The 13,110-nt window shown below is 69.7% G+C and carries 15 protein-coding genes and 1 pseudogene; 8 read left to right on the top strand and 8 right to left on the bottom strand.

Going from position 1 to position 13,110, the window contains the following annotated elements:
• Positions 1–124: 124 nt before the first annotated feature.
• The 5 genes from FHR04_RS14360 to mnhG are packed head-to-tail and all read left to right on the top strand — an operon-like array spanning position 125 to position 3,323.
• Positions 125–589 (top strand): Na+/H+ antiporter subunit C, encoded by a 465-nt coding sequence (locus FHR04_RS14360; protein WP_039682275.1) that lies wholly within the window; start codon positions 125–127, stop codon positions 587–589.
• The gene (locus tag FHR04_RS14355) at positions 586–2,154 is read left to right on the top strand and encodes a proton-conducting transporter transmembrane domain-containing protein (RefSeq protein WP_139404028.1); all 1,569 of its coding nucleotides are present in this window, start codon (positions 586–588) and stop codon (positions 2,152–2,154) included. The genes FHR04_RS14360 and FHR04_RS14355 overlap by 4 nt, the downstream gene beginning before the upstream one ends.
• A complete protein-coding gene (locus tag FHR04_RS14350) occupies positions 2,151–2,663 on the top strand; it encodes a Na+/H+ antiporter subunit E (protein WP_039682280.1) in 513 nt (170 codons plus the stop codon). The genes FHR04_RS14355 and FHR04_RS14350 overlap by 4 nt, the downstream gene beginning before the upstream one ends.
• Positions 2,660–2,920: an MrpF/PhaF family protein gene (locus FHR04_RS14345; RefSeq protein ID WP_039682283.1), complete on the top strand. Its 261-nt coding sequence runs from the start codon at positions 2,660–2,662 to the stop codon at positions 2,918–2,920. The genes FHR04_RS14350 and FHR04_RS14345 overlap by 4 nt, the downstream gene beginning before the upstream one ends.
• A 22-nt stretch (positions 2,921–2,942) precedes the next feature.
• Entirely contained in the window at positions 2,943–3,323 is a 381-nt protein-coding gene (gene mnhG, locus FHR04_RS14340) for a monovalent cation/H(+) antiporter subunit G (RefSeq protein ID WP_139404027.1), read from the top strand.
• Between the two features lie 72 nt (positions 3,324–3,395).
• On the opposite strand, the gene cdd is transcribed toward mnhG, so the two are convergent.
• Entirely contained in the window at positions 3,396–3,845 is a 450-nt protein-coding gene (gene cdd / locus FHR04_RS14335) for a cytidine deaminase (RefSeq protein WP_139404026.1), read from the bottom strand.
• Entirely contained in the window at positions 3,838–5,178 is a 1,341-nt protein-coding gene (locus FHR04_RS14330) for a hemolysin family protein (RefSeq protein WP_039682287.1), read from the bottom strand. Before FHR04_RS14330 ends, cdd begins: the two co-directional genes overlap by 8 nt.
• A 315-nt stretch (positions 5,179–5,493) precedes the next feature.
• Between FHR04_RS14330 and FHR04_RS14325 the strand changes: the two genes are divergently transcribed.
• Complete coding sequence (locus tag FHR04_RS14325) at positions 5,494–6,498, top strand: MDR family oxidoreductase (RefSeq protein WP_139404025.1); 1,005 nt, start codon at positions 5,494–5,496, stop codon at positions 6,496–6,498.
• Between the two features lie 221 nt (positions 6,499–6,719).
• On the opposite strand, the gene FHR04_RS14320 is transcribed toward FHR04_RS14325, so the two are convergent.
• A complete protein-coding gene (locus FHR04_RS14320) occupies positions 6,720–8,867 on the bottom strand; it encodes a S8 family serine peptidase (protein ID WP_139404024.1) in 2,148 nt (715 codons plus the stop codon).
• 123 nt (positions 8,868–8,990) lie between these two features.
• Between FHR04_RS14320 and FHR04_RS14315 the strand changes: the two genes are divergently transcribed.
• The gene (locus FHR04_RS14315) at positions 8,991–9,548 is read left to right on the top strand and encodes a metal-binding protein (RefSeq protein ID WP_052195222.1); all 558 of its coding nucleotides are present in this window, start codon (positions 8,991–8,993) and stop codon (positions 9,546–9,548) included.
• 35 nt (positions 9,549–9,583) lie between these two features.
• On the opposite strand, the gene FHR04_RS14310 is transcribed toward FHR04_RS14315, so the two are convergent.
• From FHR04_RS14310 to FHR04_RS14290, 5 genes are all read right to left on the bottom strand, one after another.
• Positions 9,584–10,321 carry a YkgJ family cysteine cluster protein gene (locus tag FHR04_RS14310; RefSeq protein WP_039682293.1) on the bottom strand — a complete coding sequence of 246 codons (738 nt, stop codon included), beginning with the start codon at positions 10,319–10,321 and terminating at the stop codon, positions 9,584–9,586.
• A 57-nt stretch (positions 10,322–10,378) separates the two neighbouring features.
• The gene (locus FHR04_RS14305; protein WP_139404076.1) at positions 10,379–10,846 is read right to left on the bottom strand and encodes a Nudix hydrolase; all 468 of its coding nucleotides are present in this window, start codon (positions 10,844–10,846) and stop codon (positions 10,379–10,381) included.
• Positions 10,846–11,367: a YfiT family bacillithiol transferase gene (locus tag FHR04_RS14300; RefSeq protein ID WP_276341396.1), complete on the bottom strand. Its 522-nt coding sequence runs from the start codon at positions 11,365–11,367 to the stop codon at positions 10,846–10,848. The genes FHR04_RS14305 and FHR04_RS14300 overlap by 1 nt, the downstream gene beginning before the upstream one ends.
• Positions 11,364–11,714, bottom strand: a complete 351-nt coding sequence (locus FHR04_RS14295; RefSeq protein WP_039682298.1) for a nucleotide pyrophosphohydrolase — start codon at positions 11,712–11,714, stop codon at positions 11,364–11,366. The genes FHR04_RS14300 and FHR04_RS14295 overlap by 4 nt, the downstream gene beginning before the upstream one ends.
• An 82-nt stretch (positions 11,715–11,796) precedes the next feature.
• The gene (locus tag FHR04_RS14290; protein ID WP_039682300.1) at positions 11,797–12,300 is read right to left on the bottom strand and encodes a DUF4384 domain-containing protein; all 504 of its coding nucleotides are present in this window, start codon (positions 12,298–12,300) and stop codon (positions 11,797–11,799) included.
• A 167-nt stretch (positions 12,301–12,467) separates the two neighbouring features.
• On the opposite strand from FHR04_RS14290, the pseudogene FHR04_RS14285 reads away from it, so the two are divergent.
• A pseudogene (locus tag FHR04_RS14285) lies at positions 12,468–13,110 on the top strand (ATP-dependent zinc metalloprotease FtsH); the annotation flags it as partial.

Here is a 13,110-nt window from a genome sequence, read left to right as displayed (position 1 = left end):
AGCGTGTGGGTGGAGGTCGGACAGATGGTCGTGTCGGGGGGCGGAAGCCGGCTGCTCCTGTAGACCGGTGGCGGCGGGCCGGCGCTGGCGTTCCTTCCCTTCCCGCCCGGCTGGAGGCCAGGTAATGGAGACCCTGTTTGCCGTGCTGATCGGCCTGCTGGTGGCCGCAGGCGTCTTTCTGATGCTGTCGCGCACGATCATCCGGGTGGTGCTGGGGCTGGCCTTCGTCGCCTACGGCGTGAATCTGGCGATCCTGACGGTGTCGGGGCTGCGTCAGGACTCGCCGCCGCTGCTGACGCTGGAAGGACCGTACGTGGACCCGCTGCCGCAGGCGCTGGTGCTGACCGCCATCGTGATCGGCTTCGGCACCACCGCGCTGCTGCTCACGGTGGCGCTGCGGGCCTATCAGGTGGCCGGACACGACGACGTGGCGGCCTTCGGTGACAACCTGGCCCGTGACCCCGACGCCCCGGACGGCCAGCACGCCGATCCCGAGCACCTCAGCCCCGACGTACCGGAAGTGGACCACGCCGACGAGACCGCCGCCCAGCTGGCCGAGCTGGAACGCCTGCGGAGGATCACGCGATGACGCCTGAACCCATCGGGGTGATCACCTCTGGCCTGCCCCTTGCGCCGATCCTGACGCCGCTGGGGCTGGGCCTGCTGCTGCTGCTGCCCATGCGCCGCCGGTGGCGGGTGACGCTGGCGCTGGCCTCGGCGCTGCTCACGCTGGCCTTCGCGCTGCTGCTGATGAACGCCACGACCGGCGGCGTGCTGGTCAGCGAACTGGGCGGCTGGAAGGCCCCCTTCGGCATCGTGATGGCCGCCGACCGCCTGGGTTCTTTTATGAGTGCCCTGGCCGCCCTGTGCGGCGTGTTCACCGTCTGGCTGATGGCCGCGCAGCCGGACCCGGTGCGCGAGCGGCATCATTCATTTGCGCTGACCTCGTTCCTGTTCGCGGGGGTGCAACTGTCGTTTTTAACCGGCGACCTGTTCAACCTGTTCGTGGCCTTCGAGGTGATGCTGGTGGCCAGCTACGCCCTGACCGTGCTGGGGTCCACCCGCGAGCAGCTGCGCGAGGGCTTCCGCTACATCGTGATGAACCTGTCGGCCTCGGCGCTGCTGGTGGTGGCCTGCGGGCTGGCCTACGGCACGCTGGGCACGTTGAACTTCGCGCATCTGGCGCAGCGCAGCGCGGCGCTGGGGCCGAACACCACCGTCACTGCCGTGGGCGTGTTGCTGCTGATCGTCTTTGCGGCCAAGGGGGCGCTGTTTCCGCTGGGCTTCTGGCTGCCCGGCACCTATCCGGCGGTGCCCCCGGCCACCGGCGCGTTTTTCGGAGCGGTGCTGACCAAGGTGGGGCTGTACGCGCTGATCCGGGTGTTCACCACCGTGTTCAACCAGGACCCGGGGCTGCCCGACACGCTGCTGCTGCTTCTGGGCGCCGTGACCATGCTGTACGGCGCGCTGGGCGCGGTCAGCCAGCGCGAGTGGCGCCGCATCCTGTCGTTCACGGTGGTGGGCTCGGTGGGCTACCTGGCTTTCGGGCTGGGGCTGGACTCGCCGGACGCGCTGCGGGCCAGCCTGGCGTACCTGGCGGTCAGCGTGGTGGTGACCCTGGCGATGTTTCTCATCGCTGCCGTCGCGGAGCGGGCCAGCGGCACCCGGCTGGTGCGGGCGCGCGGCTTTATCGAGTTCCTGCCGCTGCTGGCCGCGTGTTTCCTGCTGTGCGCGCTGACGGTGGCCGGGTTGCCCCCCAGCGCGGGCTTCGTGGCGAAGTTTGACTTGGTCCGCGCCGGGCTGGAGGGCGGCACGGCGCTGGCCTACGCCGCCACGGCCAGCGCCCTGCTCAGCAGCCTGATTACCCTGTACGCGCTGCTGCGGGTCTGGAGCGGCTTCTTCTGGGGGCGTCATCCGGTCAGCGAACCGGTGCGGCGGGTCCGCTGGCCCGAGCGGCTCCCGGCCTACCTGGCCTCGGCGCTGGTGGCCGCGCTGACCGTGTTCGCCGGGCCGCTGCTGGGCTACGCGCGCGGCACCGCCGACGAACTGGGCAGCAACGCCTCGTACATCCTCGGGGTGCTGGGCGAAGGCCCGCTGGACCTTCCCGCGCCCCCCACGGGCGACGAGGTGCAGCAGCCGGAGGACGCGCCGTGAGGGGCCTCTCGCTGAACATCCTGCTCGCCATCGTCTGGACGCTGTTCGTGGGCGAGTTCAGCCTGCGCGAGCTGGCCATCGGGATGCTGCTGGGCTTCGCCATCCTGAGCTTCTTTCCGCTGTCGCTGGGCACCGGCAACTACGTGCGCCGGACCCTGGCGGTGGTGCGCTTCGCACTGTTCTTCGTGCGCGAGCTGACGGCGGCGAACGTGCAGGTGGCGCTGTGGGCGCTGCGCCCGCGTCCACCGCTGCACCCCATGGTCATCGCCTACCCGCTGCGCCTGAGCGGCGACACGGCCCAGACGGTGCTGGCGGCCACCATCACCCTGATGCCCGGCTCGGTGGCGATGGGCTTTAACCCGGAGCGCAGCGTGCTGTACGCGCACGTGATCGGCGCGGACAGTCCGCAGGCCGCCCGCGAGGGCTTCAAGAAGGTGGAAGACGCCCTGCTGCCGCTGTACGGCCAGAGCGCCGCGTCCACCGCCCCCACCGTGGAGGAACACGCATGATCATCAATCTGGCCCTGGGCATCGTCACGCTGTCGGTCCTGCTGGTCACGGTGCGGGTGCTGCGCGGCCCCAGCTGGGGCGACCGGATCATGGCCTTCGACTTTCTGAGCGTGAATCTGGTGGTGCTGATCGCTTTAATCGCCGTCAAGACCCGCCTGATCGTGATGCTGGACGCCGCGCTGGTCCTGAGCCTGCTGGGGTTTCTCAGCACCGTGGCCCTGACGCGCTACCTGCTGCTGGGCCGGGTGATGAAATGAACACCGGAACGGGGGGGCGGCCATGAACGACTTCAATGCGGCCCGCGATATCCCCATTCTGCTGGGGGCCTTTTTCGTGCTGACGGCGGCCATCGGCATGGTGCGCTTTCCGGACCTGTACTCGCGGCTGCACGCCAGCAGCAAGCTGATCACGCTGGGTTCGGCAGGCATCTTCATCGGGGTGGGACTGGAATTCGCCCAGACCGAGGCCTTGACCCGGTTGGCGGCGGTGCTGCTGTTTCAGTTTCTGACCACGCCGCTGAGCGCCTACCTGATCGCCCAGGCCGCCTACCTGCGCGGGCTGGCGCCGTTGCTGGAAGGCCCGGACGAGTGGAACGCGCTGGGCAAGGCCGCGCTGCTGGACCGGCGGCTGGAGGAACTGCAGGGCAGCGCAGAGGACTAAAAACCCCCTCTCCGAGAGGAAAGGGGAGGATGGGAACGCTCTGTCTTGCCGTCTACGGGAGACGGCGTGCCGCTACTCCGTCCCCACGCCATGTCCGTCCTCGCGTTCTTCCAGCCGGAAGCCGTGCGGCAGGAAGTCGCGCACCAGACCGCTCAGCACCTCACCGTCGGCGTTGACGCAGACCACGCGGGCGTCGGGGGCGAACTCGTACAGCACCTGACGGCACGCGCCGCACGGGCTGGCCGGGGGGCTGGATTCGGCGTAGACCACCAGATCGGTGAAGGTCCGCGCCCCCGCCGTCGCCATCGCCTGCACCGCCGACTGTTCGGCGCAGCGGCCCAGGCCGTAGCTGGCGTTCTCCACGTTGGCCCCGCTGAACACCTGCCCGTCCGGGGTCCGCAGCGCCGCGCCGACGTGGAACTTGCTGTAGGGGGCGTAGGCCTGGGCAAACGCGGCTTTCGCGGCGGCCAAAAGGGCCGGGTCAGGCGTGATGCCCAACGGATTGAGCTTCGTTTTAGCCATCGCTGGCCTCCTCGGGCAGGGCCAGCGGACCGGGGTCGGCGGCGCGCTCGACGCGCACGCGGCTGACCCGGCGCTCGTCGGCCTCCTCGACGGTAAAGGCCCAGCCCTCGTGGATGAAGGTGTAGCCGATCTCGGGAATGTCGCCGAAGCGGTCGGTCATGAAGCCGCCCAGGGTGTCGAACTCACCCTCGCCGTCTTCCAGGTTGCTGCCCAGAATCTGCTCGACCTCGTGGACGATCATGCCGCCGTCGATCAGGTACACGCCCTCGCCGACCAGCTGGTACAGCGGCAGCTCTTCTTCGTCGGTCTCGTCGTAGATCTCGCCCACGATCTCTTCCAGGGCGTCTTCCAGCGTGACCAGCCCCGCCGTGCCGCCGAATTCGTCCACCACCACGCTCAGGTGCGACTTCTTCTCGCGCATCTTGGCCAGCAGGTCCTTGATTTTCATGCTCTCGGGGACGAAGAAGACCCGGCGCATGATGTCGGCCACGGTCAGGGTATCCAGATCGTCCAGGTGGCGCAGCACGTCGCCGCTGTGGACGATGCCCACGATGTTGTCGGGGGTGTCCTGGTACACCGGCACGCGCGAGTAGCTGTGCTCGGCGTTCAGCTCCAGCATGCGGCGCAGCGGCGAAGCGCCGTCCACCACGATCATGTCCACGCGTGGGGTCATGATCTCGCGCACGGTGGTGTCCGACAGGTCGAAGACGTTGTAGACCAGTTCGCGCTCGCTCTCCTCCAGCACGCCTTCCTGGCTGGACGCGCCGACGATCATGCGGATTTCCTCTTCCGAGTACGCGGCGTGATGACCGGCCACCCCGCGCAGCCCGAACAGCCGCACCACGCCGTTGCCCATCGCGTTCAGCAGGATGATGGCCCACTTGAAGACCAGCGTGAAGACCAGCAGCGGACGCGTGACCATCATGGCGACCTGTTCGGTGCGCTGCAGGGCCCAGCTCTTGGGGGCCAGCTCGCCGAACACGATGTGCAAGATGGTGCTGATGGCGAAGGCCAGCCCGAAGGAGATGCCGGTGATCTGGCCCTGGGTCAGCGAGCCGCCGTCCAGCAGCGGATGCACCAGATGCTCAATGGCCGGTTCGGCCACGAAGCCGATGGCCAGGCTGGCCATGGTAATGCCGAGCTGGGTGGCGGCGATGTACAGGTCCAGGTTTTTCAGCGCGCCCTGGGTGGCTTTGGCGGCGGCGACGCCCTCGTCGGCCAGCTGGTCGATGCGGGTGCGGCGCACGCTGACCAGCGAGAACTCCGCGGCCACAAAGAAACCGTTCATTAACACCAGAACCAACAGCGCAAGTATTCCGAGAAGGTCATTCATGAATGGGCGCGCTCCGTAACCGCGCCTTGGTCAGCCGCAGGGCACATGCTGCCCGCCCGCTCCACAGTGGAGGGGTGTCGGTGACCGCTGGTGATGCGAGGCTGCCACAGCAAAAACGCCGCCCTGAGGCGGGTTTCACCGGGCACTAGGGAAGAGCCGAAACTGGGAGGCTCCATAGCAGCGCAAAGTTTAACACACCGGAGGGCGCGGCGCGGGCTTGAACAATTCTTGAGCGCTGGCGTGCCCAGGCGGACGCGCTAGCCTGAACGGCGGTCCACAGTCTGCCGTCCACTTCATTCCCTGGAGGTTCCACCCATGACCACCCCCCCCACGCCCGACACCTACCGCGCCCTGCGGGTCATTCAGGACGGTGACGAAAAACGCGCTGAGTTGCAGACCCTGCCCCTCTCCGAACTGCCCGAAGGCGAGGTGCTGATCGCGGTGTCGCATTCCAGCCTGAACTACAAGGATGGGCTGGCGGTGACTGGCAAAGGCATCCTGCGCCAGTGGCCCATGACTCCCGGCATCGATCTGGCCGGGACGGTGCTCGACGATGCCAGCGGCACGTATGCCCCTGGGACTGCGGTGATCCTGACCGGCTGGGGCATCGGCGAGCGGCAGGACGGCGGCTACGCCACTCTGGCCCGGGCCAGGGCCGAGTGGCTGGTGCGCCAGCCCGCAGGGACCGACGCGGCCTGGGCCATGAGCGTGGGCACGGCGGGCTTCACGGCCATGCTGGCGGTGATGGCCTTGGAGGACGCGGGCGTGCGGCCTGGGCACGGCGAGGTGCTGGTGACGGGCGCGGCGGGCGGCGTGGGCAGCACCGCCATTGCCCTGCTGAGCGCCGCCGGGTTCACGGTCACCGCCAGCACCGGGCGCCCCGAGGAGGAGGCCTACCTGCGGGAGCTGGGGGCTTCGGGCATCATCGGGCGCGAAGAAGTGCCGGCCCTGAAACGCCCGCTGGAAAAGGAGCGCTGGGCGGGCGTGGTGGACACGGTGGGCGGCGAGACGCTGGCGGGGGCCTACGCCTCCACCCGCACGCACGGCGCGCTGGCCGTCTGCGGCATTGCGGGGGGCACCGGCCTGAACACCACCGTCTTCCCGATGATCCTGCGCGGCGTCTCGCTGCTGGGCATCGACAGCGTGACCTGCCCCCGGCCGCGCCGCGAGGCCGCCTGGCAGCGGCTGGCCCGCGATCTTCCGGCCTCCAGGCTGGCGGACGTGACCCAGACGCGCGGCCTGTCCGAGGTGCCCGCCCTGGCCCCGCAGATTCTGGCCGGGCAGGTGCGGGGACGCACCGTGATTGACGTGAACGGCTAATACGGATTCCGCTTAATTCCTTAACCCATCGGGAAAGCACCGCTGGGTTCATCCATACGCGGAACCCGTCTTTTTTCCTCCTCGCGTCCGCTCGGATTTCATCGTTTTTGCAAACGATTCAATCGGAATCCGTATAAGGCGCTGGGGGCCGGTCCTCTCCGATTCCCGCCCGCTGCGCTGAAATTTTCAGGGGATTCAACTTCTGGCCCTTGGAACGCGGCTTACTCCTGTGGGACGAGGTCACCCACGTCCACCTGTGGGGTGGCTGGTCCCAGGGTGGCCGCCTTCTCGGCGCGCGGCTCGCCCGTCTCGCCGTAGATGCCGTTGCCGTCGCGGTCCCGACCCCCAATGACCCGGAACGTGCCGTCGCCCAGGAAGGCGTTGAAGCGGCCCAGGGCGTCCAGGGGGGGCTGGAAGACCCGCCCACGCGAGTCCTGAAGCCGCAGCCCCAGCGTGTCGCTGATGGCCGGGGCGCCCAGGGCGGCGGCGGCGTTGATCATGCCGAAGCCGAACAGCGGGTCGCGCCCGGCGGCCCCCAGATCGGTGGCGGTGGCGTTCAGGCGGGCCAGGGTGGAGGCGGCGTCGGTGGTCACGCCCTTGCTGAGCAGCAGCGCGGCCAGCGCCGAGACCTGGGGCGCGGCCTGACTGGTGCCGGCCTCGGCCTCGTAGTTTGGCTGGTCCTTGGCGTAGTCCCAGCCGGTGGACAGCACCAGATCCGGGAAGGGCTGGCCGTTGAAGACGCCGCCGTTGAACGCGGCGGGGTCCTGCAGCGGATCGGTGCCGCCGGGCGCGCTGAGCTGCACCGCCGGGTAGGCGTTGCTGTAGACCGCGTGTTTGGGCGCGCTGCCGCCCGACAGCGTCACGCTGCCCACCGCCACCGCCGCTGGGCAGGCGGCCGGGTAATACGGCTTGGTGCCGTAGCCGTTGCCCGCCGCGACAATGATCAGTGATCCGGCGTTGCTGGCGTCCCCAATGGCCTCGCACATGGGCCGGGCAGTGTCGGCGCTGACCTCGGCACCCAGGCTCAGGTTGATCACGGCGGCCCGCTGGGGATTGGTCCGGGTGGTGGCCTTCTGGGTCTGCGGGTCCGTCAGCGTGATCGGCAGGCCGGCGGCGTAGCGCACGGCCAGGGCCACGTCGGCGACGCTGGCATCGCCCGCCGCGTCGATCACCCGCAGGGGCAGCACCTTGACGTTGGCCCGCCGCACCGCGCCCACCACGCCGGTGGCGCTGCATCCGGCGCAGGTGGCCGTGTTCTGGCCCCAGCGGGCCGCGATGATGCCGGTCACGTGCGTGCCGTGGCTGCCGCTCTGGCGGGTGCGGTCCCCCGGATCGGTGGGGTCGTTGTCCACGCCGTCGCCGTCGCCATTCTTGGGGTCTGACAGCAGGTCCAGCGCGCCCTCGCCCGGTTTCCACAGCCGGCCTTCCAGATCCGGGTGGTCGTAGCGCACGCCGCTGTCGACCACCGCCACCGTCACGGGCCGGGTGTACGCGCCACCCTCCATGTCCCGCCACACGGCGGGGTAGCCCAGCAGCCGGAAAGGCCACTGCAGGCCCGCGTACTGATCGGTGGGTTCCAGCGGTTGCGCCAGCGGCGGCTGACCGGGGCCGCTGGGCCGGGGCAGGCTCTGGGCGCGCAGGATGGCGTTGGGCACGGCGTACTCCACCGCCGGATCGGCCCGCAGGGCCTGCAGGGCCGCCGCCACGTTCTCCACCTGCAGGGCGGCGGTGTCGTCCGACAGCGGGCGGCTGGAAGTCACGCTCAGGGCGGCCCCCTGCAGGGTGCTTCGGGCACGCTGGGCCACAGTGCTGCCCGCCACTGCGCCGCGCGCCTGGAGGCCGGACACGCTCTCCACCTTGCGGTACTTGACGATGAGGCCGCGTGCCGGCGTGGGTTCGGATGTCCCCTTGGACAAGCCGGTGCCCACCCGCAGGTCCTGGCCCTGCGCGCTGGCCGCTTCGCGAACCCGCCCGGTCAGGGCGTACTGATCGGCCCGCACCGTCCAGGTGGCGGTGCCCGCAGGCGCGTCCGTGCCGCCCGTTGCGTCCTGCGGACCGGCTGTCCAGACGATCTTGAACTGGCCGGTCAGCACCGCCTGATCGGCGGCCAGGGGCGTGCCCAGCCCCCGGTCGGCCCGCAGCTGCACCGTTACGTCTCCCTGTCCCGAGGTGGGCGTCACCTGCAACCAGGCTGGCACGTCGGTGACCGTCCACCGCCCGACGAACGGCTGGCTGGCTTTGGTGCCCAGCGACAGGCCCAGGTCCAGTGCCTGGTCCTGCAGGGGCAGCGGCGCGGAAGGCGTACAGGCGGCCAGCGTGCAGGCCAGCACCAGGCTCAGCGGCAGGGTCGACGGGAACAGACGGGGCATTGTGCGTAGCATGCCGCACCAGGGTGGGGAGTGCGTGAAAGGAAGGGAGTCCGCGCCGGAGACAGTGGGCGGGTGGAGGGGGGCGGGCTGACAAAGCCCCTTCCAGCACAGCACAATGGGGCGGTGCCCAGCGGACGTGTCCACAATCTGATCAACATCGCGGCCTACAGCGTCCTGGCCGCCGCCGCCTTGGTCCTCAGCCGTCAGGAGCTGCTGACCGTCACGCCGGTGCAGGCGCTGAATTTCACCGTGGCCTACGCGGCCGGAACGTTCCTGCTGTCGCCGGACCTGGACCTGGCCGACGGCAGGGTGGACAGCAAACGCCACTGGGGCCTGCTGGGCTTCGTGTGGGTGCCGTACGGCAAGCTGTTCCGGCACCGGGGCCTGTCGCACAGCTGGGTGATCGGCCCGCTGACCCGGCTGGCCTACCTGGCGCTGCTCCTCACGCTGGTGGTGGGCGTGCTGCGCTACGCCGCGCCCGGCCTGACCCTGCCCACCATTCCGCAACCGATCAGCATGAAGTTCGTCCTGCCGCTGGTGCTGGGCTACTTTCTCAGCCAGTGGCTGCACCTGATCGCCGACGGCATCCGGCCCGATCACGGCTTCCGGCAGGGCGCCAGAAAGCTGCGGCTGCAGCGCCACCGCCCCCGCTCGGGCCGCTCCAGAAGCCGGCGGGCGTAGGCGGGCACCAGAAAAGGCTAGATGGGGCCAGGGCGCTACTCGATCTGCAACAGTTCCCGGTGCGCCAGCCCGCGCCCGCTGGCCACCTGCCACGCTCCGCGCCCGTCGCCGCGCTGCACCCGCGCCATGAAGCCCGCGTCGGCGGCCAGCGTGGTCAGCAGCCAGAAATCGCCCCAGACCTCCAGCCCCCACGCGGCGCGCATGCTCTTGGACGCGGCCACCCACACCGGCTCCGAGAGGTGTTCCAGCGGCGCGATGAAGTGCCACTCGCCGTCGGTGCCGGGGGTGCGGGCCACCTCGCGCCTGTACTCGCGCTTCTCGCGGTTGCTCATGGCCTCCCAGGTGCCTTCCGCGCAGTAGTGGGCCGGAAAGGCGCTGAAGGTGTCGCGGCAGCGCGTGGGCCGCGCCTCGTACTGGGTGCAGGCGCCGTTCTCGCGGTCCAGCAGCGGGCAGAAGCCCACCTCCTGCCGGTGGCGCTGCACGTACTGGGCGTCGTCCTTCGCGGTCCGCGCGTTCTGCAGGGCGGCGCGGGCGTGCGCCTCCACGGCCACCGCCTGCGCGGCGTCGATGGCGCGGGCGGTGATGATCGCCTCGGCCAGCGACACCCGGATGGGCATGTTGCAGCACTGGAAGCACCCCGCCCCACAGAAGATCTTGCCGCCGCGCGCCCGGTAGCCCGCCTGCCATTTGTCGGCCTGCCGCCCGTAGCGGTCATAGGCCCGCACGACGGGGGCCGTGACCGGATCGGTGGGGGAGGGGGAAGGGCGCGTCATGCGGCGCAGCCTACCGTGCCGCCGCGCGCCGGATGGAGAGGTGGGTGGGATTGACCCCTAGGCTCTGGCCGCTTCCCGCAGGGCGTCCTCGTAAAACAGCCCTGTCTGGTACATGCGAATCTTCCCGGCGGCGTAGAGCGCGTCGAATTCCGCCCGGCCCACGTACCGCGCCTCGGCAATTTCCTCGGCAAAGGTGGGCCGCAGCGTCTGCCCCGGCAGAGGTTCGGCCAGCCAGACGTGCCGCAGAACCAGCGCACCGTCCGGAAAGCGGCCCAGGTACGCGCCCACAAAGCGCGTGAGCGTCACCCGCAGGCCGGTTTCCTCGAACGCCTCGCGAACGGCGGTGTCCTGCGGGTTCTCGCCGTCCTCCACGGTGCCGCTGGGAATGTGCCACAGGCCCGCTTTTGCCATCTGGCCCACCGTGCCCCGTTCGCGCACCAGCAGGATGTCGCCCGCCGCGTTCAGAACAACCACGCCAGCGGCTTTCAATTCCACGTCCACGTGCGTCTTCTCGCCGTGCTGCATCACCAGCCCTGTCGCCCACGCAGGCCAGTGATGTGGGCGACGTGGTGCCGCCCATGCCAAGCATACAGCGCCAGCAGCGAGTCCAGCGTGTAGGTGCAGTCCTGCGCGGGGTGCGTCCACGGGCGGCTCCAATCGGTCACACCTTCTAACACCGGCAGCAGGCGGGCGTGCAGCGCGTCCAGCAGCGTCAGGCTCCCTTCTGGGGGCAACTGATGATCCGGCAGGTTGGCCCACAGGTCTTCCTCGTAGGGCTTGATCACCGGGTTTTCCTCGGTCAGCGCCAGCTTGACGCGCACGAAGGCGTTCATGTGGCTCTCGGCGACGTGGTGGACCACCTGACGCACGGTCCAGCCGTCCTCGCGGTAGGGGGTGTCCAGCTGCGCGTTGCTCAGGCCGGCGACGGCGGCGCGCAGCTCGCCGGGCAAGAGGCGCAGATGCGTCAGCGCCGTCTCGCGCTCGCGCGTACTCAGTTCCAGCGGCGTGGGCATCGGCCCCAGGGGGTAGCGGGGATCGGCACTCACGCGCCCTCCCCATCCTTGCGGGTCCAGCGGTTGGCGTCGCGCGTCTCCACCTTGTCCATCATGCGGGCAAAGCCGCGCTCCAGGCTGATTCCCCGCTCGTTGGCCATGCACATCATCACGAACAGCAGGTCCGCCAGTTCCAGCTCCAGATCACCCGCGTCCTCGCCGGGCTTGGGCGTCTTGCCGTTCTCGTGGGCCAGGACGCGGGCCACCTCGCCGGCCTCCTCGGTCAGGCGGGCCATCAGCAGCAGCGGCGGAAAGTATCCTTCCTTGAACTGCGAGATATACGCGTCCACACGGGCGCTGGCGTCGGCGAAAGTGAGAGAAGCGGGCGGGGTCTGAACCATGCCCGCAGGCTAGCGCTTGTCCGGGTCACCTCAAAAAAAGCCCCTCCGCTGGGGGAGGGGGTAAGGCCACGTTGAGGCGCTGCTAGCGGATGTACAGGAACGTTTCCTGCACGTCGCGGTCGCCCACGGCGTAGGGGGTCAGGTAGGCGGTGGTGGTCGAGTTCCAGCGGTTGCCGTCGTAGGTGCCGCTCAGCACGATATTGGTGGTGGGGCGCACGCGGGTAAAGATGGCGCGCACCCGCTGGATGCCGCGCGGCTCGGCCAGGTTGTACATCACGCCGTCCTCGGGACGCGGGAAGAAGGTGGTTCCGGCGTTCACGTAGACGTTCTGGGCCAGCACGCTGGCGTAACCGTTGCTCTGCAGGGCGATCAGGGTCACGTAGCCGGGCACGCGGGCGCTGAACTGAAAACGCACCGCCTCGCCCACCGCGTAGGTGCTGCCCTCGCCCCGGTCCGGGCGCAGGCCGGTGATCAGGTTGCTGCGTTGCGGCTGGATCTGAACATTGGCGCTGGCGTTGGGCCGGACCGTCACGGTGCAGGCGCTGAGCCCCAGGGCCAGCGTGCCGAGCAGGAGGAATGTACGCATACCCGGCAGCATAGGCGCCCAGGCTGACGGGAAGCTGAGAGGCGGCTGCCCGACAGTTCAGGTTCGGGACCGGCCGTCACGTGGCCGCGCATGCTGGACTGCCTGTACGCGGCGTGATCCCGGCTTTCCTGACGGTTGCCGCGCCGGGCCCTGACGTAGCATGCCGTATGACCCGCGCCGCGCGTTCCCTGCTGTTGATGTGGCTGCTGAGCGCCGCCCCCTATTCCGCCGCCCTGGCCCAGGCGACACCGGTCTTTCCCACGGCGGCCCAGACCGATCCGCTGGACGCGAAACCCGGTTCCCCGGTGGCGCCGGGCACGTCGGCGGGCGGCGGCTACAGCACCAACCGCTTCTTCGACGACCTCAAGAACGGACGGGTGGCCTCGGTCCGGCTGGACAGCGCCGGCAATGCCAGCGTGACTTTCCTGGCCAGTCCCAGCGACTCGCCGGCGGTGCGCTCGCTGGTGGTGCCGCCCGACGGCGCGACGCTGGATAAGATTCGCGCGGCGGATGTGCCGCTGCGGGTGGTGACGGGCGGCTCGCCCTTCGGCTGGATCACGCAGGCGCTGCCGCTGGTGCTGACCGCCCTGATCCTGCTGGTGCTGTGGCGCAGCATGCGCGGCGCGGGTGGGGGCGGCGGCAACGCGGCCAGCAACTTCGGGAAGTCGAAGGCGGCGGTGATCGCCGAGGGGCAGATCAAGCTGAACTTCACCGACGTCGCCGGCTGCGACGAGGCCAAGCAGGACCTGCAGGAAGTCGTCGACTTCCTGCGCCAGCCCGAGAAATACCACCAGCTCGGCGCCCGCATCC

This window comes from Deinococcus radiopugnans ATCC 19172 (assembly GCF_006335125.1).
GTDB classification, from domain to species: Bacteria; Deinococcota; Deinococci; order Deinococcales; family Deinococcaceae; genus Deinococcus; species Deinococcus radiopugnans.
This window is presented reverse-complemented; position numbering and strand designations above follow the sequence as displayed.

Excerpts from the sequence above, each read along its gene's own strand:
- FHR04_RS14290 (WP_039682300.1), bottom strand. The coding sequence starts at position 12,300 with ATGCGTACATTCCTCCTGCTCGGCACGCTGGCCCTGGGGCTCAGCGCC.
- cdd (WP_139404026.1), bottom strand. The coding sequence starts at position 3,845 with ATGGCTAAAACGAAGCTCAATCCGTTGGGCATCACGCCTGACCCGGCC.
- FHR04_RS14325 (WP_139404025.1), top strand. The coding sequence starts at position 5,494 with ATGACCACCCCCCCCACGCCCGACACCTACCGCGCCCTGCGGGTCATT.
- FHR04_RS14295 (WP_039682298.1), bottom strand. The coding sequence starts at position 11,714 with ATGGTTCAGACCCCGCCCGCTTCTCTCACTTTCGCCGACGCCAGCGCC.
- FHR04_RS14310 (WP_039682293.1), bottom strand. The coding sequence starts at position 10,321 with ATGACGCGCCCTTCCCCCTCCCCCACCGATCCGGTCACGGCCCCCGTC.
- FHR04_RS14355 (WP_139404028.1), top strand. The coding sequence starts at position 586 with ATGACGCCTGAACCCATCGGGGTGATCACCTCTGGCCTGCCCCTTGCG.
- FHR04_RS14305 (WP_139404076.1), bottom strand. The coding sequence starts at position 10,846 with ATGCAGCACGGCGAGAAGACGCACGTGGACGTGGAATTGAAAGCCGCT.
- FHR04_RS14330 (WP_039682287.1), bottom strand. The coding sequence starts at position 5,178 with ATGAATGACCTTCTCGGAATACTTGCGCTGTTGGTTCTGGTGTTAATG.
- mnhG (WP_139404027.1), top strand. The coding sequence starts at position 2,943 with ATGAACGACTTCAATGCGGCCCGCGATATCCCCATTCTGCTGGGGGCC.
- FHR04_RS14360 (WP_039682275.1), top strand. The coding sequence starts at position 125 with ATGGAGACCCTGTTTGCCGTGCTGATCGGCCTGCTGGTGGCCGCAGGC.
- FHR04_RS14345 (WP_039682283.1), top strand. The coding sequence starts at position 2,660 with ATGATCATCAATCTGGCCCTGGGCATCGTCACGCTGTCGGTCCTGCTG.
- FHR04_RS14320 (WP_139404024.1), bottom strand. The coding sequence starts at position 8,867 with ATGCCCCGTCTGTTCCCGTCGACCCTGCCGCTGAGCCTGGTGCTGGCC.